This window comes from Brevundimonas terrae (genome assembly GCF_011761985.1).
Lineage (GTDB): Bacteria > Pseudomonadota > Alphaproteobacteria > Caulobacterales > Caulobacteraceae > Brevundimonas > Brevundimonas terrae.
This window is the reverse complement of record NZ_JAASQT010000007.1, coordinates 15,801-38,385: the sequence shown is the minus strand read 5'-3', so window position 1 is coordinate 38,385 and position 22,585 is coordinate 15,801. Positions and strand designations below refer to the sequence as shown.

The 22,585-nt window shown below is 61.4% G+C and carries 21 protein-coding genes; 12 read left to right on the top strand and 9 right to left on the bottom strand.

Going from position 1 to position 22,585, the window contains the following annotated elements; all coding sequences use genetic code 11:
• Complete coding sequence (locus tag FHS64_RS12890) at positions 1-816, top strand: sulfite exporter TauE/SafE family protein (RefSeq protein ID WP_167178967.1); 816 nt, start codon at positions 1-3, stop codon at positions 814-816.
• Here the strand turns inward: FHS64_RS12890 and FHS64_RS12885 are convergent.
• Together FHS64_RS12885 and FHS64_RS12880 are read right to left on the bottom strand one after the other, a co-directional pair.
• Positions 813-1,436, bottom strand: a complete 624-nt coding sequence (locus FHS64_RS12885; protein WP_167178964.1) for a DUF1190 domain-containing protein — start codon at positions 1,434-1,436, stop codon at positions 813-815. The genes FHS64_RS12890 and FHS64_RS12885 overlap by 4 nt on opposite strands.
• A gap of 4 nt (positions 1,437-1,440) precedes the next feature.
• On the bottom strand, positions 1,441-1,854 hold the full coding sequence (locus FHS64_RS12880) for a DUF350 domain-containing protein (RefSeq protein WP_167178962.1): 414 nt from the start codon (positions 1,852-1,854) through the stop codon (positions 1,441-1,443).
• A 124-nt stretch (positions 1,855-1,978) separates the two neighbouring features.
• Here FHS64_RS12880 and FHS64_RS12875 point away from each other — a divergent pair, with 124 nt between their 5' ends.
• Positions 1,979-3,139 (top strand): glutathionylspermidine synthase family protein, encoded by a 1,161-nt coding sequence (locus FHS64_RS12875; RefSeq protein WP_167178960.1) that lies wholly within the window; start codon positions 1,979-1,981, stop codon positions 3,137-3,139.
• Between the two features lie 10 nt (positions 3,140-3,149).
• On the opposite strand, the gene FHS64_RS12870 is transcribed toward FHS64_RS12875, so the two are convergent.
• Positions 3,150-4,166 carry an NADP-dependent oxidoreductase gene (locus tag FHS64_RS12870; RefSeq protein ID WP_167178958.1) on the bottom strand — a complete coding sequence of 339 codons (1,017 nt, stop codon included), beginning with the start codon at positions 4,164-4,166 and terminating at the stop codon, positions 3,150-3,152.
• Positions 4,167-4,309: 143 nt separating this feature from the next.
• Between FHS64_RS12870 and FHS64_RS12865 the strand changes: the two genes are divergently transcribed.
• On the top strand, positions 4,310-4,816 hold the full coding sequence (locus FHS64_RS12865) for a nuclear transport factor 2 family protein (protein WP_167178956.1): 507 nt from the start codon (positions 4,310-4,312) through the stop codon (positions 4,814-4,816).
• Positions 4,816-5,985: an oxidoreductase gene (locus tag FHS64_RS12860; protein ID WP_243862980.1), complete on the top strand. Its 1,170-nt coding sequence runs from the start codon at positions 4,816-4,818 to the stop codon at positions 5,983-5,985. Before FHS64_RS12865 ends, FHS64_RS12860 begins: the two co-directional genes overlap by 1 nt.
• Positions 5,986-6,043: 58 nt before the next feature.
• Here the strand turns inward: FHS64_RS12860 and FHS64_RS12855 are convergent, their stop codons facing one another.
• The 6 genes from FHS64_RS12855 to FHS64_RS12830 all read right to left on the bottom strand — a co-directional run bounded on the left by FHS64_RS12855 (position 6,044) and on the right by FHS64_RS12830 (position 14,460).
• Positions 6,044-7,471: an aldehyde dehydrogenase family protein gene (locus FHS64_RS12855; protein WP_167178954.1), complete on the bottom strand. Its 1,428-nt coding sequence runs from the start codon at positions 7,469-7,471 to the stop codon at positions 6,044-6,046.
• Between the two features lie 114 nt (positions 7,472-7,585).
• Entirely contained in the window at positions 7,586-9,961 is a 2,376-nt protein-coding gene (locus FHS64_RS12850; RefSeq protein ID WP_208380999.1) for a TonB-dependent receptor, read from the bottom strand.
• Positions 9,962-10,090: 129 nt separating this feature from the next.
• Positions 10,091-10,948, bottom strand: coding sequence for an SDR family NAD(P)-dependent oxidoreductase (locus FHS64_RS12845; RefSeq protein WP_167178952.1), 858 nt, complete (start codon positions 10,946-10,948; stop codon positions 10,091-10,093).
• Positions 10,941-11,777: an acetoacetate decarboxylase family protein gene (locus tag FHS64_RS12840; RefSeq protein ID WP_167178950.1), complete on the bottom strand. Its 837-nt coding sequence runs from the start codon at positions 11,775-11,777 to the stop codon at positions 10,941-10,943. The genes FHS64_RS12845 and FHS64_RS12840 overlap by 8 nt, the downstream gene beginning before the upstream one ends.
• 76 nt (positions 11,778-11,853) lie before the next feature.
• Positions 11,854-13,041, bottom strand: coding sequence for an amidohydrolase family protein (locus FHS64_RS12835; protein WP_167178947.1), 1,188 nt, complete (start codon positions 13,039-13,041; stop codon positions 11,854-11,856).
• Between the two features lie 129 nt (positions 13,042-13,170).
• Positions 13,171-14,460 carry an MFS transporter gene (locus FHS64_RS12830; RefSeq protein ID WP_167178945.1) on the bottom strand — a complete coding sequence of 430 codons (1,290 nt, stop codon included), beginning with the start codon at positions 14,458-14,460 and terminating at the stop codon, positions 13,171-13,173.
• A 300-nt stretch (positions 14,461-14,760) separates the two neighbouring features.
• On the opposite strand from FHS64_RS12830, the gene FHS64_RS12825 reads away from it, so the two are divergent.
• From FHS64_RS12825 to FHS64_RS12790, 8 genes are read left to right on the top strand one after another with little or no spacing between them, the layout of a single operon-like run.
• Positions 14,761-15,630 carry a CoA transferase subunit A gene (locus FHS64_RS12825; protein WP_208380997.1) on the top strand — a complete coding sequence of 290 codons (870 nt, stop codon included), beginning with the start codon at positions 14,761-14,763 and terminating at the stop codon, positions 15,628-15,630.
• A gap of 10 nt (positions 15,631-15,640) precedes the next feature.
• Positions 15,641-16,462 (top strand): CoA-transferase subunit beta, encoded by an 822-nt coding sequence (locus FHS64_RS12820; RefSeq protein ID WP_167178943.1) that lies wholly within the window; start codon positions 15,641-15,643, stop codon positions 16,460-16,462.
• 2 nt (positions 16,463-16,464) lie between these two features.
• Positions 16,465-17,373, top strand: a complete 909-nt coding sequence (locus FHS64_RS12815; protein WP_167178941.1) for an enoyl-CoA hydratase — start codon at positions 16,465-16,467, stop codon at positions 17,371-17,373.
• Positions 17,370-18,449, top strand: coding sequence for an NAD(P)H-dependent flavin oxidoreductase (locus FHS64_RS12810; protein ID WP_167178938.1), 1,080 nt, complete (start codon positions 17,370-17,372; stop codon positions 18,447-18,449). Before FHS64_RS12815 ends, FHS64_RS12810 begins: the two co-directional genes overlap by 4 nt.
• 12 nt (positions 18,450-18,461) lie before the next feature.
• Positions 18,462-19,211 (top strand): enoyl-CoA hydratase family protein, encoded by a 750-nt coding sequence (locus FHS64_RS12805; RefSeq protein WP_167178937.1) that lies wholly within the window; start codon positions 18,462-18,464, stop codon positions 19,209-19,211.
• On the top strand, positions 19,211-20,362 hold the full coding sequence (locus FHS64_RS12800; protein WP_167178935.1) for an acyl-CoA dehydrogenase family protein: 1,152 nt from the start codon (positions 19,211-19,213) through the stop codon (positions 20,360-20,362). Before FHS64_RS12805 ends, FHS64_RS12800 begins: the two co-directional genes overlap by 1 nt.
• A gap of 2 nt (positions 20,363-20,364) precedes the next feature.
• Entirely contained in the window at positions 20,365-21,441 is a 1,077-nt protein-coding gene (locus tag FHS64_RS12795; protein WP_167178933.1) for an acyl-CoA dehydrogenase family protein, read from the top strand.
• A complete protein-coding gene (locus FHS64_RS12790) occupies positions 21,431-22,582 on the top strand; it encodes an acetyl-CoA C-acetyltransferase (protein WP_167178931.1) in 1,152 nt (383 codons plus the stop codon). Before FHS64_RS12795 ends, FHS64_RS12790 begins: the two co-directional genes overlap by 11 nt.
• Positions 22,583-22,585: the final 3 nt, after the last annotated feature.

The window sequence follows — 22,585 nt, the reverse complement described above, 5'->3', positions numbered from 1 at the left end:
ATGGACACTGCCGCCACGACGCTCAGCGTCCTGCAATATGTACTGGGTGCCGGTGCCGGTTCTCTGGTCGGCTTCACGCTGGGCCTCGTCGGCGGCGGCGGCTCCATTCTGGCTGTGCCGCTGATGGTCTATCTGGTGGGGGTCAAAGACCCGCATCTGGCCATCGGCACCAGCGCCTTTGCGGTCGCGGCCAATGCCTTCACCAATGTGCTGAACCATGCCCGCCACGGCAATGTAAAGTGGAAGATCGCCGGTGTGTTCGCACTGGCGGGCGTGATCGGCGCAACCCTCGGCTCGACTCTAGGCAAGGCCGTTGATGGCCAAAAGCTGCTGGCCCTGTTCGCGGTCCTTATGGTAATTGTCGGCTTCCTGATGCTGCGCGGACGCAAGGCAGGCGGAAATCCAGACGTCGAACTGACCAAGGGCAATGCGCCCAAGCTGATCGCCACCGGCACCGCGACGGGCATCATGTCCGGCTTCTTCGGTATTGGCGGCGGTTTCCTGATCGTTCCCAGCCTTATGTATTCGACGGGTATGTCGATCTTCACCGCCGTCGGCTCTTCGCTGGTCGGGGTAACCGCCTTCGGCCTGACAACCGCGATCAACTATGCCCTCGATGGCTGGGTAGACTGGATTTTGGCGGCTGTATTCATTGCCGGTGGCGTACTGGGCGGTATGGTCGGGGCGCGCCTCGCCAAGACCCTGTCCGCCAGCAAAGGGCGCCTGAACACCGTCTTTGCGGGCCTGATCTTCGTGGTCGCCTTCTATATGCTCTACAAGAGTGCAGGCGTGCTGATACCGGCTATGGCGTCCTAACCGCCATAGCTGCGGCCGCCGCCAAACCCGCCGCGCGATACTGCCCGCGAGCCGCGACGCTCCGAAGCCTTGTCGGCCTGTTCGGGCGCGCGGTTCAGGCTGCGGCCCAGATATCCGGCCCCCGCGCCTGTACGCAAGCCTCCGTCACGGCATGAGCCATCCGGATTACGGGTGCGACATTCACGATAAAGCGGCTGGGCGGCGGCATTCTGGCCCCCGCTCATCATGCGCGCCATCATGAAACCGGCCAGCATCGGCATGAAGAAAGAGCCGCCGCCGTTGGTATTGGTGCCCTGCTGGCACTGTCCTGCACCCCATGACGCCTCGCACTCTTCCTGCGAAGTAAAGCGTGGGGCATTTTCAGCCGCCTGCTTGGCAGCCGTGTCAAAGGCAGCCTGACATTCAGTGGCCGGTTCACCCGACGAGACACAGGCCTCGACCGAGCTATAGGCCACCTGTGTCGGCGCATCCCATTCGCCCTCGGGCGCAGACGGTGCCGTCGGGGCAGGTTGGCCACAGGCCGCCAGCGTAAAGCCCGCCGTCGCCATCAGACTGCTGACATGCAGCACGCGCGAACGCTTCAGGCGACGCATCGAAAGCGGAGTCTTCTGTGCGCTCATCGGATCAGGCCGTCATACAGGCAGCGTTCAACAGGCCGATACAGATCGACACCGACGCCATATAGAAGGCCGCCGCCATCTCGCCATTCTCGACGCGCTGGACAAAGCCTTTGAAGGCAAGGCGGCTGACAATAACAAAGGCCAGAATCTGCATCACACCGGCCAGCAATGCCCATGCCGCAAATTCTTGCAGCGAATAGGTCTGTGACAGGGCCGAGGCCAGCGGCAATACATAGCCGATCAGCGCCCCGCCCAGCGTTACAGCCGCTGCGCTATTGCCCTGACGGATCAGGTCACGTTCGTGATAGGGCGTGATCCACTGGTAAACCAGTTTGAACACCAGCGTAAAACCGGCAGCCATGGTAAAGGCAATCAGGAAGGCCAGCGCCCCCGAGCCAAAAGCGGCGATATCGAACATCTAACCTACCCCCTGACCGCTGCGGCGCTGTGACTTGCGGCAATGCGGCTGTCGAATCTTGCAAACCCGTCTATCACCGAAACCGGACAAGTCGCACGATTTTAGTGCTTTAAGGGTCGAGATCATGGAACGGCTATATTTCACCCCGCGCCCCGACTGGGACCAGAAGGCCGAAGACGTCGGCTTCAGCTGGCGGCACGATAATGGCCTGCCCTATTGGGACGAAACCGCCGCCTATGCCTTTTCCCTGCAAGAGGTCGAGGACGGGATCGAAGCCCCGACCGAAGAGCTGCACGCCATGTGTCTGGATCTGGTGGCCGAGGTGGTCGCCTCCGAAGAGCTGATGGAACAGGTCGATATCCCCGCGCCTCTTCGAGACTATGTGGCCGACACCTGGCATCAAAAAATGCCGTCCCTCTATGGCCGTTTCGACTTTGCCTATGACGGTACGGCTCCGGCCAAACTGTATGAATACAATGCCGACACCCCCACCAGTGTCTATGAAACGGCCGTGTTCCAGTGGCTGTGGCTGGAAGACAAGATCGCCACGCGCGAGCTTCCCGATCATGCCGACCAGTTCAACAGTCTGTATGAAAAACTGCTGGCGCGTTTTGCCGCCCTGTTTGCCAATGGCACCATCCTGCACTTCGCCTCGGATGCGACCTTTACCGAAGATCGCCAGACGGTCCGCTTCCTCGAGGACATCGCCCAGCAGGCGGGCATGAAACCGCGCTTTGTGGCGCTGGAAGATATCGGCCTTGATAGTGACGGGCGTTTTCTGGACCACGAAGACTGGTTCATCGAGGCCATGTTCAAGCTTTATCCGTGGGAGCAGATGCTGCGCGACGAATGGGCCTTGAACCTAAGCCAAAGCGGTATCCGCATGTTGGAACCGGCATGGAAGTCCATCCTGTCCAACAAAGCCATCCTGCCGCTTTTGTGGGCGCGCCACCCCAACCACCCCAACCTGCTGGAAGCCTATTTCGAGGACGATCCCGCCCGCGCCAATCTCGGCTCCAGCTATGCACGAAAACCCTTCTTCTCGCGCGAGGGAGCCAATATCGAACTTCTGGATCACGGCATCAGCAGCGGCGTCGATGATGGTGGTTACGGTCAGGGCCGTCACATCCTTCAGGCCCTGCACAACCCGCCCCGCTTCCACGGCCAGCACGCCATTATCGGCTCATGGATCGTCGGCGATGAAGCCGCCGGCATGAGCATCCGCGAAGACACAGGTGCCATCACCCGCAACACCTCGCGCTTCCTGCCCCATTTCATCCGCTAAAGGTGGCTGGTCAGGTATCGATCGTCAAAAGCTGCTTGCCCTGATTGGCTCCGGTGAACAGGCGAAGGAAGGTGGCGGGGATGGCGTCGAAACCGTGCTGGATATCGGTGCGGTAACGGATTTGCCCTGCAGACAGCCAGTTGCGTAGTTCGGCGCTGGCCTGCGGGACCTGATCCAGATGGTCCAGCAGGATGAAGCCCTGCATCTGCAATCTGTAGGAGATCATGCGCGACAGGTTGCGTGGTCCCGGCGCGGGCTGTTCATCATTATAGCTGGATATGGAGCCGCACAGAACGATGCGGCCATGGAGGGCCATATGGGCAATGGCCGCTTCGAGGATATCGCCGCCGACATTGTCGAAGAACAGGTCGATGCCTTCGGGGGCCAGTTCGGCCAGACGCGCCGATACATTTTCGGTGCGGTAATCAATGGCGGCATCGGTTCCGTAATCCTGCGTCAGCCATCGGCATTTTTTGGCACCACCCGCTATGCCGATCACCCGCGCACCGTTCAGGCGGGCGATCTGCACCACCATACTGCCGACCGCGCCCCCCGCCCCTGACACCAGAACACAGTCGCCGCTTTTGACGCGGCCCACCGTCTTGATACCCGCCCACGCCGTCAGGCTGGCCGCGCCAAGAACCCCCAGCGCCTCTTCGGGCTGGACGCCTTCCGGCACGGAGATCGGCGCGGTTTCGCCTGCCTTGGCCACCACCGCATAGTCCTGCCAGCCGAACAGGCCGCGTACGAAACTGCCAACGGGATAGGCCGGATTTTGCGAGGCGATCACCTCGGCGCAGGCACTGCCGCGCACAGGTTCGCCCAGTGCCATCGGGGCCATATAGCCTGCGCCCTGATCCATCCAGCCGCGCTGGGCAGGATCAAAACCCAGTATGCGGTTGCGGACCAGAATTTCACCCTTCAATAGATCGGGGACCGGTATTTCGGCATCGGTGCGGGCGAAATCACCCAGTCCCACCTGCCCCACAGGACGGCGCGCCAGCACCCATTGGCGGTTCATTGTCATTGGCGGCCTCCCGATAATCTGCCCACTATCGAATGGCTACACGCGCGCGACCAGACGGCCCTGTTCAACACAGCGTTTCCGTCAGGACGGCTAATCTGTGCCGTTAAATGTCGGATGCTAGGCGACCAGATTCAGGAGTTGCCATGTCCGACACCGAAGCCCGCCTTGCCCGTCTGGAGCAGCAGTTCCAGTCCCTTCAGGACTATGTGGACGTCTGCCAGATCATCGCCCGCTATGGGCCACAGGCCGATACTGCCGACACCTTTGAACGCGGCCAGAAGGTCGGTGATCTGTGGGCGGAGGATGGTGTTTACGAACTGGGCAATGGCTGGGCCGGAAAGGGCCGCGACGGCATTGCAGGACTGCTCGACAATGACGTCCACCGTGCCCTTGTGCGCGAAGGGGCCGCCCACATTCCCAGCATGCCGCATGTGACAGTTGATGGCGACCGTGCCACCGCCGTAAACTATTCGCGGGTCTATAAGCACGAGAACGGGGCGTTCAATGTCTGGCGCGTCTCGGTGAATGTGTGGGAGCTGACCCGCACGGACGGGCGCTGGAAAATCACATGGCGCACCAATCGTCTGCTGGACGGATCGGATGATGCCCGCGCCATCCTGCGCACCATAGATCAGGCAGGGGCCGTTTAATGACCGATACGCTTTTGGAGCCGGCAACAGAAACCGCGATGGCCGATCCTCTGTTCACGCCGATCACTATTCGCGATCTGACCCTTCGCAACCGCATCTCCATGTCGCCCATGACCCGCTATTTCTCGCCGGACGGTGTGCCGGGCGATGATGTAGCGGGCTATTACCGCCGACGGGCCGAGGCGGGCATCGGGCTGATCGTCACCGAGGGCGTGGGCATAGATCACATCACATCCGTCGATGATCCGGCCATTCCGCATATGTATGGCAAGGCGGCACTGGAGGGATGGAAACGTGTCACCGAGGGGGTTCATGCTGCGGGCGGGCGCATCTTTCCGCAGCTCTGGCATCAGGGGCCGCTGCGTGATCCTGCCCGCTCCAACCGGCCCGATCTGATCGGGTCACGGCCGTCGGGCTTTTGGGGCAAGGCGGGTCATACCTCGTATGGGGATGACTATGTCGATGCCATGCGCGCACCGACGCAACCCATGGGCGCAGGCGAAATCGCCGACATTATCGCCGCCTTTGCCGATGCCGCCCGCAATGCCATGGAGGCCGGATTTGACGGCGTGGCCCTGCATGGCGGCCACGGCTATCTGATCGACAGCTTCCTGTGGGATCAGACAAACCACCGCGACGACCGGTATGGCGGCGATCCCGCCCGTCGTGCCGCCTTTGCTGCCGAGATCGTAGCGGCGGTTCGGGCCGAGATCGGCAATGCACCGATCATGTTCCGCTTTTCCCAGCACAAACAGCAGGACTATGGCGCGCAACTTGGCACCATGCCCGAACAACTGGGCGCACTGCTGGTACCGTTGGCGCAGGCCGGTGTGGATCTGTTCGATGCCAGCGGACGGGTGTTCGACCGTCCGGCGTTTGAAGGCTCGAACCTGTCTCTGGCCGGATGGGCGCGCAAGCTGACCGGCAAGCCGTCCGTGGCCATTGGCGGGATCGGTCTTGGCAATGGTCTGGGTGAAACCCTGAGCGGCAGCAGCGAGACCAAACCGCTGGATAATCTTCAGGCCGCACGCGACGGCATTGCCCGTCAGGAGTTCGATATGGCCGGTGTAGGCCGCGCCATTTTGAATGATCCGCAATGGGTCGAGCGCGTCCGCAAGGGACAGCCCTTTATCGAATTTGACCGCGCCAATTTGCGCCGTCTAGCCTAGGTAAAAACAAGGGCCGCTTCATCCGAAGCGGCCCTTTCCAGTTGGGACGGCTAGTCTGTTATGCAGGCGTGTGGCCCAGCGTCGCCTTCACTTCGAGGAACTCGCCAAAGGCGTGGTCGCCCCATTCGCGGCCATTGCCCGACTGCTTGAAGCCGCCGAACGGAGCCATCAGATCAGGACCAGGTCCGTTGATCGCCACCTGACCGGCACGAAGCTGGCGGGCGATCTTGCGGGCATTGTCGATGTCACCGGACTGCACATAGGCCGCCAGTCCATAGACGGTGTCATTGGCGATCCTGACGGCATCTTCCACCGTGTCATAAGGAATGATCGACAGCACCGGCCCGAAGATTTCCTCGCGGGCAATGGTCATGTCGGGATCGACATCGGCAAAGATGGTGGGGCGGACATAATAGCCGACATCCAGACCGTCGGGACGCCCTGCCCCGCCCGTGACCAGAGTGGCCCCTTCGTCGATACCCTTTGAAATCAGGCCCTGAATCTTGTTCCATTGAGCCTCGGACACCACCGGTCCCATACGGGCATCGCCTTGCGGGTCGCCCACAGTGATAGCTTCGGCAGCAGCACGGGCGGCGGTCTTGACCTCGTCCATGCGATCACGCGGCACCAGCATACGCGTGGGCGCATTACAGGACTGGCCGCTATTGTTCATGATGTGGTCCACGCCTGCCGTGACAGCCTTGGCGATATCGGCATCGGGCAAAACAATATTGGCCGACTTGCCGCCCAGTTCCTGATGCACGCGCTTGATCGTCGGGGCGGCATTTCTGGCCACCTCGATGCCCGCACGTGTCGAGCCGGTGAAGCTGACCATATCCACCTCGGGGTGGCTGCTGAGGGCCGCCCCCACGCCCGGACCATCACCATTGACCATGTTGAACACGCCCGCCGGAACACCCGCTGCATGCATGATCTCGGTCCAGATAATGCCCGACAGCGGGGCCACTTCGGACGGCTTCAGCACCATGGTGCAGCCGGTCGCCAGCGCCGGAGCCACCTTGCAACCGATCTGGTTGGACGGCCAGTTCCACGGGGTAATGAAGGCGCAGACGCCGATCGGCTCGCGGCTGATCAGGGTCGAGCCACGGGCTTCCTCGAATTCATAGTTTTTCAGCACCTCGATGGCGGTCGAAAGGTGCGCCGTGCCCATAAAGGCCTGTGCGTTGCGCGACAGGGTGCTTGGTGCGCCCATTTCTGCAGTGATGGCCTTGGCCATGTCCTCGCGGCGGCGCTCATACTCGGCCAGCACCGCTTCAAGCAGTTCGATCCGTTCCTGACGCGAGGTGCTGGCAAAGCTGTCAAAGGCGCGGCGAGCAGCCATGACGGCGCGATCCGCATCCTCGGCACCGCCCAGACTGATGCGGGCCACAGACTGTTCCGTCGCCGGATTGATGACATCCAGAGTGCGCGGAGCCACCGGATCAACCCAAGCGCCGTCGATATAGAATTTCAGATGATCGGACATGGTTTCTCCACCAGAGATGAAAAAGAAAGAGCCGCCAGTTTAGTCACACGGCAGCCCTGAAATTCAAATAGTTACGCGTTGAGGGTGACCTGATGGCCACCCCCGTCCGTTGTATCAGAACTTCACATTGGCCTGAACGCCGAAGCTGCGTGGATCACCCCACTGGCGCGTGGTGAACAGGCTCAGATTGATACCCGAGACCCAGTACTCCTCGTCCAGCAGGTTCTTGCCCCACAAGGCGATTTCCATCAAACGGCCATCGCCGATGTCGATATCGCTAAGCGAGATACGACCGTCCAACAGACCATAGGCCTTGCGGACCGAGAATGGATCGCCGGTGATGTTGCCTTCCTGCTCGTCGCGCCAGTTGTAGTTCAGATTGGCCACGACATCCCCGCCCGCTACACCAACCCAACGGTAATCGACGCCCAGCGTATAGCTATGCTTGGGGATCAGCGGGAAGACATAGGTGTCGGTGACATCCTGACCGGATGGCAGGATGAACTCGTCATACTCGGCCTTGGTATAGCCATAGCCGAAGTTGATGCGCAGGTTATCGATCGGGCGCACAATACCTTCCACCTCGAAACCGGACATATTGGCCTGACCGGCATTGATAATGGTGGTGGTCACCAGAGCCGGTACGAACACACCCGCCTGGAAGTCTTCGTAGTCGCTGTAATAGACTGCGGCCGACAGGCTGAGGCGCTTGTCGAACCACTGGCCCTTGGTACCGATCTCGTACGAGGTCAGTTTTTCAGGGTCATACGGCGTCATGAAGCCGGCATTATTAGCCGCCACGTCGTTATTGCCGCCGCTCTTGAAGCCGGTGGCGTAACGCGCATAGACGTTCCAGTCCTCGCTCAACTTGTAGGCGATGTTGAACTCGGGCGTGAACTCCGACCACGAACCATCCGCCGTCAGCGGGATCAGATCGGACGGGCCGATATTACCTGGTCCCGGAAGCGCCCCCAGAGCCGGACCACCGCTGCGGGTCACCGGATTGCCATTGGCATCGCGCTCGAACACACCCGAAGCCGGATTGGCCGGATTGGCCAAATAGGTCGAGTAGCTCAGGCTCATAGACGTCGCCTGCTTCTCGTCCTTGCTGATGCGACCGCCGAGCGTCAGGCTAAGGCGCTTGTCAAAGGCATTCGGGGTCCAGGTCAGCTGGCCATAGGCCGCATAGGACTTGTTGTCCGCCGAGCGTTCCTGAACGTCGTACTTGTTGCCACCGAACTGGAAGTTCCAGCGCGGATTGAACACGTCATACTCTTCTTTGAAGCCGAACAGGCCGAAGGTGTAGTGGACCTGACCGTTCGAGCCGATCAACTGCAGTTCCTGCGAGGTCTGCTGGTAATCGTTGTTGAGCGTGAAGTGCATCAGATCGACGCCAACGCCATCAAAGTCGGTCTGGCTCCACGACTGCATGGTGCGATGGGCAGTGATCGACTTCAGGGTCACGTCGCCAAAGAACGGCACGCCATCCTTGTTGTACTCGATCGTCAGACCATGGCCGCTGACCGCGAAATCACTGCGGTTGGAATAGTCATTGGCAATGCCCTTGGGTCGCGACGTATGGATCGCGTCCTTGATATAGGGATACAGCGCCTCATAGGCACCGCCCGGGCCAATGGCCCCTGATGCGCTGATCGCCAGCATAGACGGCGACGACTTGCTGGACGTATCGTCATAGCTATAGGCAAACGACAGGTCCTCGATCGGACGCCAGACAATGTCGATGCGGCCTGCCTGCTGGTCCTGCGCGCCGAAGGTGTCAAAGCGGGCATTGGGGTGGGTGTTCTCGAAGAAGCCGTCACGCTCGCGGCCCGAATAGGCCACCTTGATGTCAAAGGCACCGATGCCTTCGCCAATCGTACCAAAGCGCGGCAGATCCAGCGACAGACGCTGTTCGAACAGGCTTTCGCTGCCGACACCCAGCATGAATTTACCACCGAACACGCCGGTGGGCTTACGGGTCACAAGGTTGACGGCACCACCGATGGTGTTCTTGCCATACAGGGTGCCTTGCGGGCCGCGCAGGACCTCGACACGTTCCAGATCGACCGTATCAAACGCAGCGCCCGTCGATTTTGCGATAGGCACGCCGTCAATATACAGGCCGACCGGCTGGTCACGACCCAGGCTGGTATCGCCCGACGGGGCCAGACCGCGCATGGAGATCAGAGGACCGAATGCGCCGCCAACCGTCTGGTTGATCTGGACGTTGGGAACATAGCCGCCAATGGCCGAAACATCGGCAATACCGGCGCGTTGCAGTTGCTCGCCGCCCAGCGACGATACCGACAACGGCACATCGATCAGGCGCTCTTCGCGGCGCTGTGCCGTAACGACGATGTCGTCGATACGGGTTGCATCCTGAGCCTCGTTAGTCGCGGCTTCCTGTGCCACAGCCATTACAGGCATCATTCCTGCCAAGGCGGTGCCTGCGAGCAGGACAGTCGCAATGCGATTCATGCGTCGTGTCATCTAACCCTCCCTATCAGCCTTGATCTTTTGCGATCTAACCGGCTGTTTTGTTTTTATTTTTCGAACGCCACTCCGGATTGACGACGGGAAGAGCCTCCATTCCCCTCCCGCCGCCTATCTGTTTCTTGCCTAGCCGCCCAGCCCCACAGGAGCGCTGCGGGCCAGAATACTGTCGGTACGACGACGGATATTGCCGTCCGAACGCTCGCTTTGCGGCAGCAGCCAGAACTTGCCGGCCGCAATGCCATCGAGCGCAAAGTTGGCAACTTCTTCCGGTTCGGTGACCGGAACGCCGCCATTCTGCTCGGCCAGTTCGGCCATCGACTTGCCTGCCGGTTGCGGGCTGTTCGGATCAACGAAAGCCGCCGGACGGGCCGAACGCATCAGGTTGGTGTTGACCAGATGCGGACCGGGGAACAGCAGGGCCGCCTTGACCTTGCTGTCCTGCGCCGCGAGTTGATGGTGCAGAACCTCGGTCAGGCTGGTGACAGCCGCCTTGGACGAGGCATAGACCGGCGTGCGCGCCGAAGGGACCAGACCGCCATTGGTGGAGGTGGTGTTGATGACATAGCCATCCTCTCCCCCGTCAATCATGCGCGGCACAAAGGCACGGATACCGTGGACCACACCCATGACGTGGATGTTGAAACCCCAGTCCCAGTCCTTCAGCGCCAAGGTCCAGATCGGTTCACGGAAGTCACCAAGGCCGACGCCGGCATTGTTGAACAACAGATGCACCTTGCCGTGGCGTTTAAAGACCTGATCGGCCAGAGCATCGACCGAGTCCTGGTCCATCACGTCGGCCACGATGCCCGTGACATCACCGCCAGCGGCCCGCATTTCCGATGCCGTGGCTTCCAGAGCCTCGGCATTGATGTCGCTGAGAACCACCTTGGCTCCGCGCTCGACAAGGGCTTCGCCCAGAGCGCGGCCTACGCCACTGGCACCGCCAGTGACGACGGCAACCTTGCCTTTAAGATCACGCATTCTCGAGCGCAGCCTCGGAGGCCAGAGCGATCTCGATACCGCCGGTCGGGTTCTCGTCATAGCGACCGAACCAGAACGGTTGCAGCCATTCGCCGGGAACTTTTTCGAGGATTTCGCCGCCGGTCACGCTGCGACCTTCGGAATATTCCATCTTGAGCAGCTTGCGCACGGGCACATCGACCAGCGGGTCGGCAGCGGATTCACGCAGGGTGATTTTGCCGCCCTCGACGACGTGGTGCATATCCCAGTCGCGATCCCAGTTCAGCTGGGTCAGGAAGACATCGCCATCAAAGCCGAAGCCGTTGGCGATACCCGGCATGCCCTTGTAGCAGAACAGGTTTTCAGTGAATTTCTTGGCACCGAGGCTTTCGGCAATATTGCCTTCCAGCTCGACAAAGGCCACGCCGTTGCGGGTGCAGGTGACGTGGACGTGGTCGCCCTTCTTGGTGAACTGGACATCGGCCAGTTTCTTGGGCTCGCCAAAGCGTTCACGACCACCGATGACGACAAACTCGCCGCCCATCGGCATGGCCAGAACATACCAGCCGACCTTGCCCTTATAGGTGGACTCAACGCCCACAGTCATGGCCGCCGAAACGACCAGCTTGTCCGGCGTCGGGCGCATCTCGACATAGGAAAACTGGATCAGGATCTTGGACGCTGCGGTCGGTTGCAGTGGCTTGGGCAGCAGGGCCGCCACGATTTCCGGATCGGTTTCATAGAATGCGCGCAGGGTTTGCACGGTGTTCTGAAGACCACCGGAAGAGGCGCGCGCCTCCATGGTCGCTTTCAGTTTTTCGACATCCTGGACATAGCGGAGCTTAGCCATGGTCGTTCCTCCCATTCGTTCTTGTTTTATGAAGTAGCGGGGGGAGCGGCCGCCCCTAACGGCCGCTCCGTCGCGGTCAGGCCGCCTTGGCGAAACCGGATTTTTTCGGGCCGATACGGGCAGCGATCTTGTTCATCGCTTCCAGATCAAGGTCGTAAACATCGAGGGCATTGCCACCCAGCATCTTGGCAATGTGCTCATCCGGCAGGCCGCCGAGGCTGGCGATCATCTTCGGATGGGTCTGCGGCCAGGTGCCTTCGGGGTGCGGATAGTCCGTGCCCCACAGAACGCGGTCGATGCCGATATTGTAGTAGGACGCGGTGGTTTCCTCGTCCGGCAGGGCCGAGCAGCCGACCCAGATATTGCGCTGGAAATACTCGCTCGGCTTCATCGACAGGTTCGAGCGGTGATCGCCCAACTTGCCGCTGGTGTGTTTGACCGAGGCGCGGATATCCATCAGTTCCAGCATCCACGGGAACCAGAACTCGCCGCCCGCCTCGGTGAAGGTCACCTTCAGGTTCGGGAACAGCTCGAACACGCCGCCGAAGATCATCGTCGACATCGGACGCGTCAGATAGAAGGCGTATTCCGACAGATAGACACCGATCCAGCCCGGCTGGGCCGTGTCATAGGCAGGTGCAGCACCCGAGTGGAAGTTCACCGGCATGTTGAACTCTTGCAACATGGCCCACATGCGGTGGTATTTCGGGTGGTTGTAGAAGTCCCAACCTTCCATGAGCGTCGGCAGAACCACGCCCTTCAGACCGTTTTCCTTGGCCCAGAGGATTTCCTTCAGGTTCTCTTCCATGTCGTAGAAGGCCGGAATGATGGCCAGACCGATACGACGCACCGGATCCAGCTTGCAGAAATCGGCCATCCAGCGGTTGTGGGCGCGGGCACCGGCCCATTGCAGATGGGCTTCGGCAGCATTCGGACGCAGGCCGATATCGGCACCGAAAGGCGGCGCGTTACGCTCGGTAATGCCGTCCGGATAGAGAACCTCGGCGACAACGCCGTCCTCGTCCAGAACGCGGCTGCGGATATCGGAATCCCATGCGCCTTCAAGGCCATCGCCTACCGAAGCGCGCCAATTATTGTTGAAGTCATCAAGAAGAAAATTCTTCTCGTGCTGCTCGCGGGCGGCGATTTCTTTCGCGACGCGCTCGTCAAAAAGTTCGCGATACTGGGGATCAAGGTATTCGCGATATTTTTCCGGCGGCAGACCCGCATGACCATCAGAAGAAATGACCAGATAACGATCCATTGGAGGCTCCCACGTCTTGTACTCGGCCTCGGCGCATCAGGGCGCAGGCCGATTTTTAGATTTTGATGAAACGATTATTGACCAACGCCCGTCGACAACAAGCGCGTGGTTGCAGACGGTTTATCCGCATCAGGAAACAATCGAAGTGGCTGTGCGTGACAGCTCGGGACGCCACAGCGAGGCGTTCTTCCAGGCAAAAATCATCAGCCCGCCCATAACCACGCAGTTCAGGATGAACGGTGACGGCGTCGCCATTTCATAAAGCAGCACGCCGATGACGGGCGTGATGACAATGGACCCGCCCGACAGGCTGGACACCATTCCGGCGACAATACCCTGCTGGTCCGGTCGCGCCGCCAGCGAGGCACCGGCGGTAAAACCGGGACGACAGAACGAGAAGCCCAGCGTCAGCACCACATAGCCCAGCGACAACATCCAGATGTCATGGGCAAACACCGTCAACAGATTGCCCGCCAGCGCCAGCAGGCCACCGGACCAGATCAGGGCCCGCGGCGACATTTTCAGCCACGGGATCAGCACCCACTGGCCGAAAAGTCCCGCCCCTGCGCCTGCCGCCATGGCCATACCTATATAGCGCTGGGCCTCGGTCGCCGGCAGAGCCACCACATCCATGACCACAAAGCCGAGTGTGTAGACATTGATGGCCTGCACGCAGCACGACAGGAATCCGAAGATCAGCCAGGGTCCGATATCGCGGTCCAGCCAGATGCCAAAGCCACGCTCCTTGCGCGCCGCCGCCGTGTGCGCATTGGCGAACTTGTCGGGATAAAGCTTTGCGGGCGGGATATCGCGCGGAATAATCAGCATCACCATCAGCAGAACCACGCCTGCGCCGAGCGCAAAAATGGTCATCGGTCCTGCCAGCCCCAGGAAGCCGAACACCAGCAAGGGTGACAGGGCGGGGCCAATAATCGTGCCCATACCCAGTGCGCCTGCCAATGCAGACAGGGCCGATGTGCGCTCCTTGGCCGAGGTGCGGTCCGCCACATAGGCCTGACTGGACGAGGCGGTGGCCGATCCCAGAATACCGAAAATACCGCGGATCAGCAGGAAGGTGACGAACACCACCACCGGAGCCAGCAGGGCCTGCAGCCCTGCCCACACCACCAGCGCGCACCCCAGCATCGAAAAGACAAAGCCGCCCAGACCCAGCATCATCATCGGCTTGCGGCCGCGCACATCCGAAACCCGCGCCCAGTGAGGCGCACTGATGGCCCACAACAAAGCCGACAGCGAGAAGATGGCGGCCACCAGATGATCGGACATGCCAATGGCCCGCCCGATCGCAGGCATGACAGAAATCAGGCCCGTATTGCCGATGGCCATGACCATCGAGACAATAAAGATCAGGACAAATATCCCGCGCGGGAGATTCATATCGTCTCGCGTCTTCAGCATATCCGTCCGGTCTTCGGTTATTTTACGAAGCACATCCGGCCTCCCCGCCTTGTTCACGGGTGCCCCCGTCGTTGGCAGAAATAGAACCCAGTGCGCGCGCAGCGATAAGTCGCCGCAGACGGCCAGAGTGTTTCGTCAGGCTCACCTATCGGCTGGCACCTACAGGCCGGATTCACTGCCCTTTGCGGCATTGTCTCCGGACGCAAACAATCCGTTCGTTCCGGCGCCCTTCACCCGCTGATAGCCGTCTCATAGCGTCGTAGCAGGAACCAATCCCTGCTTTTAACGGAGTGATGCGGCGTGCTGGACAAACGGCTGGATCTGGATGGCTTTGTCGCCAGCCTGAAAGACGGAATGACGATCGGTATCGGTGGCTGGGCGACCCGTCGTAAACCGATGGCTCTGGTGCGCGCTATTGCCCGCTCGAACCTGAAAGACCTGACCATCGTGGCCTATGGCGGCCCCGATGTCGGCACACTGGTGGCGGCAGGCAAGGTCAAGAAGCTGATCTTCGGCTTTGTCTCGCTGGACCATTTCCCGCTGGACCCGCATTTCCGCGCGGCACGTCAGACCGGTACGCTGGAAGTCATGGAACTGGACGAGGGCCTACTGCACTGGGGCCTGCGGGCCGCCGCCATGCACCTGCCCTTCCTGCCCGCCCAGTTCGGCATGGCCACCGATATTCCGGCGCAAGGCATCAAGACGATCAAGTCGCCCTATGAGGACGGTCAGACCCTTTTGGCCATGCCCGCTATCAAGCTGGATGCGGCCATCATGCACGTCCACCGTGCGGACAAGGCGGGCAATACGCTGATCTTCAGCCCCGACCCCTTCTTTGACGACCTGATGGCGCGGGCCGCCGACAAGGTGTTTGTCTCTACCGAGCAATTGGTGGAAACCGAAGGCTTGGACCTGCCTGCCAATTCGCGCTTCCACCCGTTCGAGCGCAGCGTCGTGACCGGCGTGATCGAGGCTCCGCTGGGTGCCCACCCGACCGCCGCCAATCCCGACTACGGCATCGATATGGCCCACCTGAAAACCTATGTCGCCTCCAGCGGCGAAGGCTGGGGCGAGTATCGCGACCGCTTCGTCGATGTTGAACCCGACACCTATGTCGCGGCTGTCGGCGGTGCCGACCACATCCGCGCCCTTCCCGCAGCGATCTATTGAGGGGCATGACATGACCCAGACCACCGACACCTATAGCCTGATCGAACTGTGCATTGCCGCCGGTTCCGAGGCCTGGACCCATGATGGCGAGGTGCTGGCCACCGGCATTACCCTGATGCCGCGCCTTGCCGCCGGCCTTGCCAAGCTAACATGCAATCCGGCCCTGATGCTGACCGATGGCGAAAACCATTTCGTCGCCGAGCCGGTGCCCGCCGGTCCGCGCAATGGCTATCAGCCCAAGATCGAGGGCTGGATGCCGTTTGCCCGCACCTTTGACAATCTGTGGGGTGGCAAGCGTCACGCCATGGTGGTGCCGACCCAGATCGACCGTTTCGGCCAGACCAATATCTCGGTCATCGGCGACCACGCCAAACCCAAGGCGGCCTTGTTGGGCGCGCGTGGCTATCCGGGTAACTCGATCAGCCACCCGAACAGCTATTTCGTGCCAACCCACAACACCCGCGCCTTTGTGGCGGGTGAGGTCGATTATGTGTGCGGCGTTGGTTACAACCCTGCCCGCTGGCCGGATGGCAAAAAGCCGCGCGGACTGGACCTGCGACGGGTCATCACCGATCTGGCCGTGCTGGACTTCGGCGGCAAGGACAACGCCATGCGCGTGCGCTCCTTGCACCCCGGCGTGACCTTCGAAGAGGTTCAGGAAAACACCGGCTTTGCGCTGGAACGCCCTGACCACATTCCTGAAACCAAGGCCCCGAGCGCCGAACAGCTCAAACTGATCCGCGAGCGTCTGGACCCGCACAATCTGCGGGCCACCCTGATCAAGGGCAATCCGGTCGGCGATCGCCGCCTCGCCAAGACCGAGGCTGCCTGAGCATGAGCGATCTGGTCCCTCCCAAATCCGTGGATATTGTCTACGAAACCGACACCCCCGTTGACTATGCGGTGGAGGGGCCGGTCGCATGGATAACCATGCAGCGCACGGCGTTTCACAACGCCCAGAACTCGCAGATGACCTATGCGCTGGACGATGCCTTTCGCCGTGCTGTCGATGACGATGCGGTCAAGGTCATTGTCCTGCGCGGGGCCGGAAAGCATTTCTCGGCCGGTCACGACATCGGCACGCCGGGCCGTGATCTGCACAAGACATTTGATCGCAAACATCTGGTGGCCGATCACACCAATAAGCCGGGGGCCGAGCTGCTCTATACCCGCGAGCACGAGGTCTATCTGGGCATGTGCCGCCGCTGGCGCGAAATCCAGAAGCCAACCATCGCCATGGTTCAAGGGGCCTGTATTGCGGGCGGCCTAATGCTGGCCTGGGTGTGCGATCTGATCGTGGCCTCGGACGATGCCTATTTTCAGGATCCGGTCGTGTACATGGGTATTCCGGGCGTCGAATATTTCGCCCACGCTTTTGAAATGCACCCGCGTATCGCCAAGGAATTCCTGTTCCTCGGGGATCGTATGCCAGCACAGCGCGCCTATGAGTTGGGCATGGTCAACCGCGTGGTGGCCCGCGACGATCTGGAAGCCCAGACCCGCGCCCTCGCCGAAAAGATTGCCCAGATGCCGCGCCTTGGTCTGTCCCTGACCAAACAGGCCGTCAACCATGTCGAAGACCTGCGCGGCAAGCGTACGGCCATGGATGCCGTCTTCCACATGCACCATTTCGCCCATGCCCAGAACGATCTGGTCAGCGGTCACAGCCTCGGCGGGCTGGATGGCAAGAGCATGGCGCAGGTTAACAAGGAAACGGGCAATAAGGAAAAGGGCGACGCATGACCGATGTCCTTGAAACCGAACTGACCCGCAAACTGGGTTGCCGCTATCCGGTGATCCAGACGGCGATGGGCTGGATTGCCACCCCGCCTCTGGTTGCGGCCACTTCCAATGCCGGAGCCTTCGGTTTTCTGGGGGCCGCCGTCATGCGCCCCGACGAACTGAGGGCAGCGATTGCGCAGGTTAAATCCCTAACCCCGCATCCGTTCGGCGTGAACTTCCACATGTTCCAGCCGGGTGCCGCCGAGATCGTCGAGATCATCCTGTCGGAACGCGACCATATCCGCGCCGTCAGTTTTGGACGCGGTCCCGACAAGGCCATCATCAAACGCTTCCGCGATGCGGGCATTGTCTGCATCCCGACGGTCGGGGCGCTGAAACACGCGAAGAAAATGGTCGAACTGGGCTGTGACATGATCACGGTTCAAGGCGGCGAAGGCGGCGGCCATACCGGCTCGGTCGCCACCACCGTCCTGTTGCCTCAGGTGCTGGACACAGTAGATGTGCCGGTTGTGGCGGCGGGCGGTTTTGGCGACGGGCGCGGTCTGGCGGCAGCTTTAGCCTATGGCGCAGCGGGCATGGCCATGGGCACCCGTTTTCTGATGACGGCGGAAAGCCCCATCCCCGCCATCACCAAGGACCGTTACCTGAAGGCCGGTCCCGACGACATTCTGGTCTCCACCAAGGTGGACGGCCTGCCCCAGCGCATGATCCGCAATCCACGCCTGAACCGGATCGAGAAATCCGGCCCCGTCTCCATGTGGGTCAGGGCGCTGGAAAGCGCGTGGATGATGAAACGCGCAACCGGCGCATCCAATGCCGAGCTGCTGAAAGCTGCCCGCGCCATGACCGGCCACGGCGGACTGACGCTGGCACAGGCCATGATGGCCGCCAGCGCCCCGATGTTGATCCAGCGGGCTGTCGTCGAAGGCAGCCCAGATGATGGCCTGATGGCCACCGGACAGGTCGCGGGTCGTCTGGGCGATCTGCCCACCTGCGAGGCCCTGATTACTGAAATCACCACCCAAGCCCGCGCGCGGCTGGAGGCCCTGTGCGGCCCCGCCCGCATCGCGGCCTGACGGAAGACCGACATGCCTATCCGCACCGAAATCAATGACCGCATCGGCGAGATCATTCTGGATCATCCGCCGGTCAATGCGCTGGACTCCACCCTGTGGAATGCCCTGCCCGACATCATTACCGAGGTTGGATCGCGCGAGGATGTGCGCTGTGTGCTGATCCGTGCCGAAGGTCGCGGATTCTGCGGCGGCGTCGACATCAAGGAGATGCAGGCCCACCCCGAACGCATTGTTGAACTGAACCGCGGCAACTACCGCACCTTCAAGGCCGTGCGTGACTGTCCTGTGCCGGTCGTCGTGGCCGCCCATGGTTTCGTGATCGGTGGCGGCATCGGCATTTGCGGTGCGTCGGATACGGTGATCGCGTCCGATGACTGCTTCTTCTCCCTGCCGGAAATCGACCGTGGCGCGATGGGCGGGGCATCGCACCTGTCGCGTATGTTGCCTCTGCACGCCGTGCGCGCCGCCTTCTTCACGGGTGGCAAGATCAGCGCTCAGGACGCATGGCGTCTGGGCGGTGTGCACAAGGTCGTCAGCCGCGATGACCTGCTGACCGAGGCCCGTGCCTTTGCCGCTGTGATTGCGGGCAAGAGCCGCACCGCGCTGGTTCTGGCCAAACAGGCGCTCAACGGCCTTGAGGCCCGCGATGTCGATCACGGCTATCGCTTCGAACAGGGCTTTACGTTGGAAATGTATATGCACGCCGACAGTCAGGCCTCGCGCGATGCCTTTGTCGATGGCGGCAAGCAGGCCAAGTTCTGATGCAGCTATCCTTTACGCCCGAACAAGACGCCTTTCGTCTGGAAGTCCGCCAGTGGCTGCAAAACCATGTGCCGCAAACCCGACTGCCCTCCTTTGATACCGAGGCCGGATTTGCACTGCACCGCGAGTGGGAGCGCACACTGGCCAAGGGCAATTTCGGCATGGTCACATGGCCGAAAGACTACGGCGGTCGCGGCCTGAACCTGATCGAATGGCTGATCTTCGAGGAAGAATATTATCGCGCGGGTGCCCCGGGTCGGGTGAACCAGAACGGTATCTTCCTGCTGGGCCCGACCCTGATGGAATTCGGCACGGACGCGCAAAAGGCCCGCTTCCTGCCCGCCATGGCTTCTGGCGATGAAATCTGGGCGCAGGCATGGTCGGAACCGCAAGCCGGATCGGACCTTGCTGCGGTTGCCACCACCGCCGTGCGCGATGGCGATCACTATGTGCTGAACGGCCACAAAATCTGGTCGTCACGCGCCGTCTTTGCCGACTGGGCCTTTGTGCTGGTCCGCACCGAAGCCGGATCACAGCGCCATAAGGGCCTGTCACTGGTGCTGATGGACCTGAAAATCGAGGGCGTCACGGTCAATCCCATTCCCCAGATCGACGGCGAAGCGGGCTTTGCCGAAATCTTTCTGGAAAATGCCCGCGTGCCGGTCGCCAACCGTCTGGGCGACGAAGGTCAGGGCTGGCACGTCTGCATGGCCACAGCCGGTTTCGAGCGCGGCCTGATGCTGAGATCGCCTGCCCGTTATCAGGAAGCGGCCCGCAAGCTGTCGGCGCTATATCTGGAACATCAGGATCGCCTTGATCCCGCTATTGGCCGCGATGTGGCGCAGGCTTGGATGAATGCACAGGCCTATGCCCTGTCCATCTATTCTACCGCCTGTCGCCTTCAGGCCGGTGGCAGCATCGGGGCCGAGGCCAGTTGCAACAAAATCTTCTGGTCGGAGATGGACATCGCCCTGCACCAGACCGCGCTGGCCATCCTCGGTCCCTATGCCGAACTAGCCGAACCGATGGCCAATAATCACGACTGGCTGGGCGGTTATCTCTTCTCGCTGGCGGGGCCGATCTATGCCGGTTCCAACGAAATCCAGCGCAACATTATCGCCGAGCGTGTGCTTGGCATGCCGAGGGGCTGATCATGGATTTTGCCTTCGCAGAAGAACAACGGGCCATTGCCGAGGTCGTCTCGTCCCTGCTGACCGACCAGTGTACAGGGGCCGATCTGCGCCGCCTGATGGATAGCGGCCAGACCCATGATGCCGCCCGCTGGAATGCTCTGATGGAGCTTGGCCTGTCCGGTATTCTGGTGCCCGAGGACAAGGGTGGTCTTGGACTGTCCGAGACCGATTTCGTATTGGTTGCCCGCGCCTGTGGTCACGCCGCCCTGCCCGAACCTCTAGTCGAACAAGCCGGTGTCGTGATCCCGCTCTTGGCCGCGCTGGATCATCCCCGCGCAGAGGAATGGCTACAAAAAGCTCTGGCGGGCGAGGCCGTCATCGCCCTCGCTCATCCGGTCAATCCGTTCGTTTGCGGAGCCGAAAATGCCGATGCCCTGTTGCTGGTTCAGGATGGCCAGCTTCATCTGGTTGCCCGCAATCAGGTGCAGATGGACACCCACGCCTCGATTGATCCTTTCCGTCGTCTGTCCACGGTAACGGCCACCCTCACGGCCGAAACCGTGGTCGCCGAGGCCAGCGTCTGCGCCCCCCTGCTGGCGCAGACGCTGGAACGGGCCACGGTATTTGCCGCTGCCCAATGCCTCGGCCTTGCCGAACGCAGCGTCGAGCTGGCCGTCGCCTATGCCAATGAGCGCACCCAGTTCGGCAAGCCCATCGGCACCTATCAAGCGGTCAAACATCTGCTGGCCACAGCACAGGTCAAGATCGAGTTTGCCCGCCCCGTCATCTATGCCGCCGCGGCCGAGATCGGGGCCAATAACGCCCTGTCCCGCGCCCGCGCCTCGCACGCCAAACTGGCCGCAGTCGAAGCCGCCAGCCTTGCCGCCCGCACATCCATTCAGGTGCACGGGGCCATGGGTTATTCGTGGGAGGTGGATGTCCACTTCCTGCTGAAGCGCGGCCTCGCCCTTGGCGGAAGCTGGGGCGACGAAACCTTCCATCGCGCACGGGTGCTGGCCTGCGCCCTCTCCTCGCCCGCAGCCGATAGCGGCTTTGCGTTTACGGCTTCCAAGGACACCCTCGCCCATGCCGCATGAGGCCTATATTATCGATGCCGTCCGCACCCCCATAGGTCGCAAAAAAGGCGGCCTCGCCCATGTGCATCCGGCGGACCTTGGCGGCCATGTCTTGTCGGCCCTGATGGGGCGCACCGGCATTGATCCCGCCGCCGTCGAGGATGTGGTGTTCGGCTGCTGTGACACCATCGGCCCGCAGGCCGGCGACATTGCCCGTTCGTGCTGGCTGGCCGCCGGTCTGCCCCAGCATGTGCCCGGCGTGACCATCGACCGCCAGTGCGGCTCATCGCAACAGGCCGTCCATTTTGCCGCCCAAGGCGTGATGAGTGGCACGCAGGATCTGGTGGTCGCAGGCGGCGTTCAGAACATGAATGCCATCCCCATCTCGGCGGCCATGCTGGCGGGTCAGACCTATGGTTTTGACGATCCGTTCCGTGGCTCGACAGGCTGGCAGAACCGCTTTGGCGATCAGGAAGTCAGCCAGTTCAACTCGGCAGAAATGATCGCCGACAAATGGAATATCAGCCGCGAGGCCATGGAGGCCTTTGCGCTGGAAAGTCACCGCCGCGCCATCAATGCCCGCGCACAGGGCCTGTTCGATAACGAGATCAGCCCGCTGGCCGGTGTCACCCACGACGAGACGCCGCGCGAGACCTCTCTGGAGAAAATGGCCAGCCTGCAACCGCTGATGGAGAATGGCCGCATCACCGCCGCTATCGCCAGTCAGACCGCAGACGGAGCCGCCGCCATCCTTATGGCCTCGCCCAAGGCGGTGAAGGATCACAACCTTAAGCCACGCGCACGCATCCATCATCTCTCGGTGCGCGCCGATGATCCGGTGTGGATGCTGACCGCGCCCATTCCGGCCACCCGCTATGCGCTGGAAAAGACCGGCCTGAAGATTTCCGACATCGACCTGTTCGAATGCAACGAGGCCTTTGCCTCGGTCGCCTTGGCGTGGATGCAGGAACTGGAAATCCCGCATGACAGGGTCAATGTGAACGGCGGGGCTATTGCGCTGGGCCATCCCCTCGGGGCCACCGGCGCACGCATCATGACCACCATGCTCAACACACTGGAACGCACGGGCGGACGCTATGCCCTGCAAACCATGTGTGAAGGCGGCGGTCAGGCCAATGTCACCATTATCGAGCGTCTGTAAGGG

Coding starts and splice junctions, on each gene's coding strand:
- FHS64_RS12890 (WP_167178967.1), top strand. CDS start 1: ATGGACACTGCCGCCACGACGCTCAGCGTCCTGCAATATGTACTGGGT.
- FHS64_RS12885 (WP_167178964.1), bottom strand. CDS start 1,436: ATGAGCGCACAGAAGACTCCGCTTTCGATGCGTCGCCTGAAGCGTTCG.
- FHS64_RS12880 (WP_167178962.1), bottom strand. CDS start 1,854: ATGTTCGATATCGCCGCTTTTGGCTCGGGGGCGCTGGCCTTCCTGATT.
- FHS64_RS12875 (WP_167178960.1), top strand. CDS start 1,979: ATGGAACGGCTATATTTCACCCCGCGCCCCGACTGGGACCAGAAGGCC.
- FHS64_RS12870 (WP_167178958.1), bottom strand. CDS start 4,166: ATGACAATGAACCGCCAATGGGTGCTGGCGCGCCGTCCTGTGGGGCAG.
- FHS64_RS12865 (WP_167178956.1), top strand. CDS start 4,310: ATGTCCGACACCGAAGCCCGCCTTGCCCGTCTGGAGCAGCAGTTCCAG.
- FHS64_RS12860 (WP_243862980.1), top strand. CDS start 4,816: ATGACCGATACGCTTTTGGAGCCGGCAACAGAAACCGCGATGGCCGAT.
- FHS64_RS12855 (WP_167178954.1), bottom strand. CDS start 7,471: ATGTCCGATCATCTGAAATTCTATATCGACGGCGCTTGGGTTGATCCG.
- FHS64_RS12850 (WP_208380999.1), bottom strand. CDS start 9,961: ATGACACGACGCATGAATCGCATTGCGACTGTCCTGCTCGCAGGCACC.
- FHS64_RS12845 (WP_167178952.1), bottom strand. CDS start 10,948: ATGCGTGATCTTAAAGGCAAGGTTGCCGTCGTCACTGGCGGTGCCAGT.
- FHS64_RS12840 (WP_167178950.1), bottom strand. CDS start 11,777: ATGGCTAAGCTCCGCTATGTCCAGGATGTCGAAAAACTGAAAGCGACC.
- FHS64_RS12835 (WP_167178947.1), bottom strand. CDS start 13,041: ATGGATCGTTATCTGGTCATTTCTTCTGATGGTCATGCGGGTCTGCCG.
- FHS64_RS12830 (WP_167178945.1), bottom strand. CDS start 14,460: ATGCTGAAGACGCGAGACGATATGAATCTCCCGCGCGGGATATTTGTC.
- FHS64_RS12820 (WP_167178943.1), top strand. CDS start 15,641: ATGACCCAGACCACCGACACCTATAGCCTGATCGAACTGTGCATTGCC.
- FHS64_RS12815 (WP_167178941.1), top strand. CDS start 16,465: ATGAGCGATCTGGTCCCTCCCAAATCCGTGGATATTGTCTACGAAACC.
- FHS64_RS12810 (WP_167178938.1), top strand. CDS start 17,370: ATGACCGATGTCCTTGAAACCGAACTGACCCGCAAACTGGGTTGCCGC.
- FHS64_RS12805 (WP_167178937.1), top strand. CDS start 18,462: ATGCCTATCCGCACCGAAATCAATGACCGCATCGGCGAGATCATTCTG.
- FHS64_RS12800 (WP_167178935.1), top strand. CDS start 19,211: ATGCAGCTATCCTTTACGCCCGAACAAGACGCCTTTCGTCTGGAAGTC.
- FHS64_RS12795 (WP_167178933.1), top strand. CDS start 20,365: ATGGATTTTGCCTTCGCAGAAGAACAACGGGCCATTGCCGAGGTCGTC.
- FHS64_RS12790 (WP_167178931.1), top strand. CDS start 21,431: ATGCCGCATGAGGCCTATATTATCGATGCCGTCCGCACCCCCATAGGT.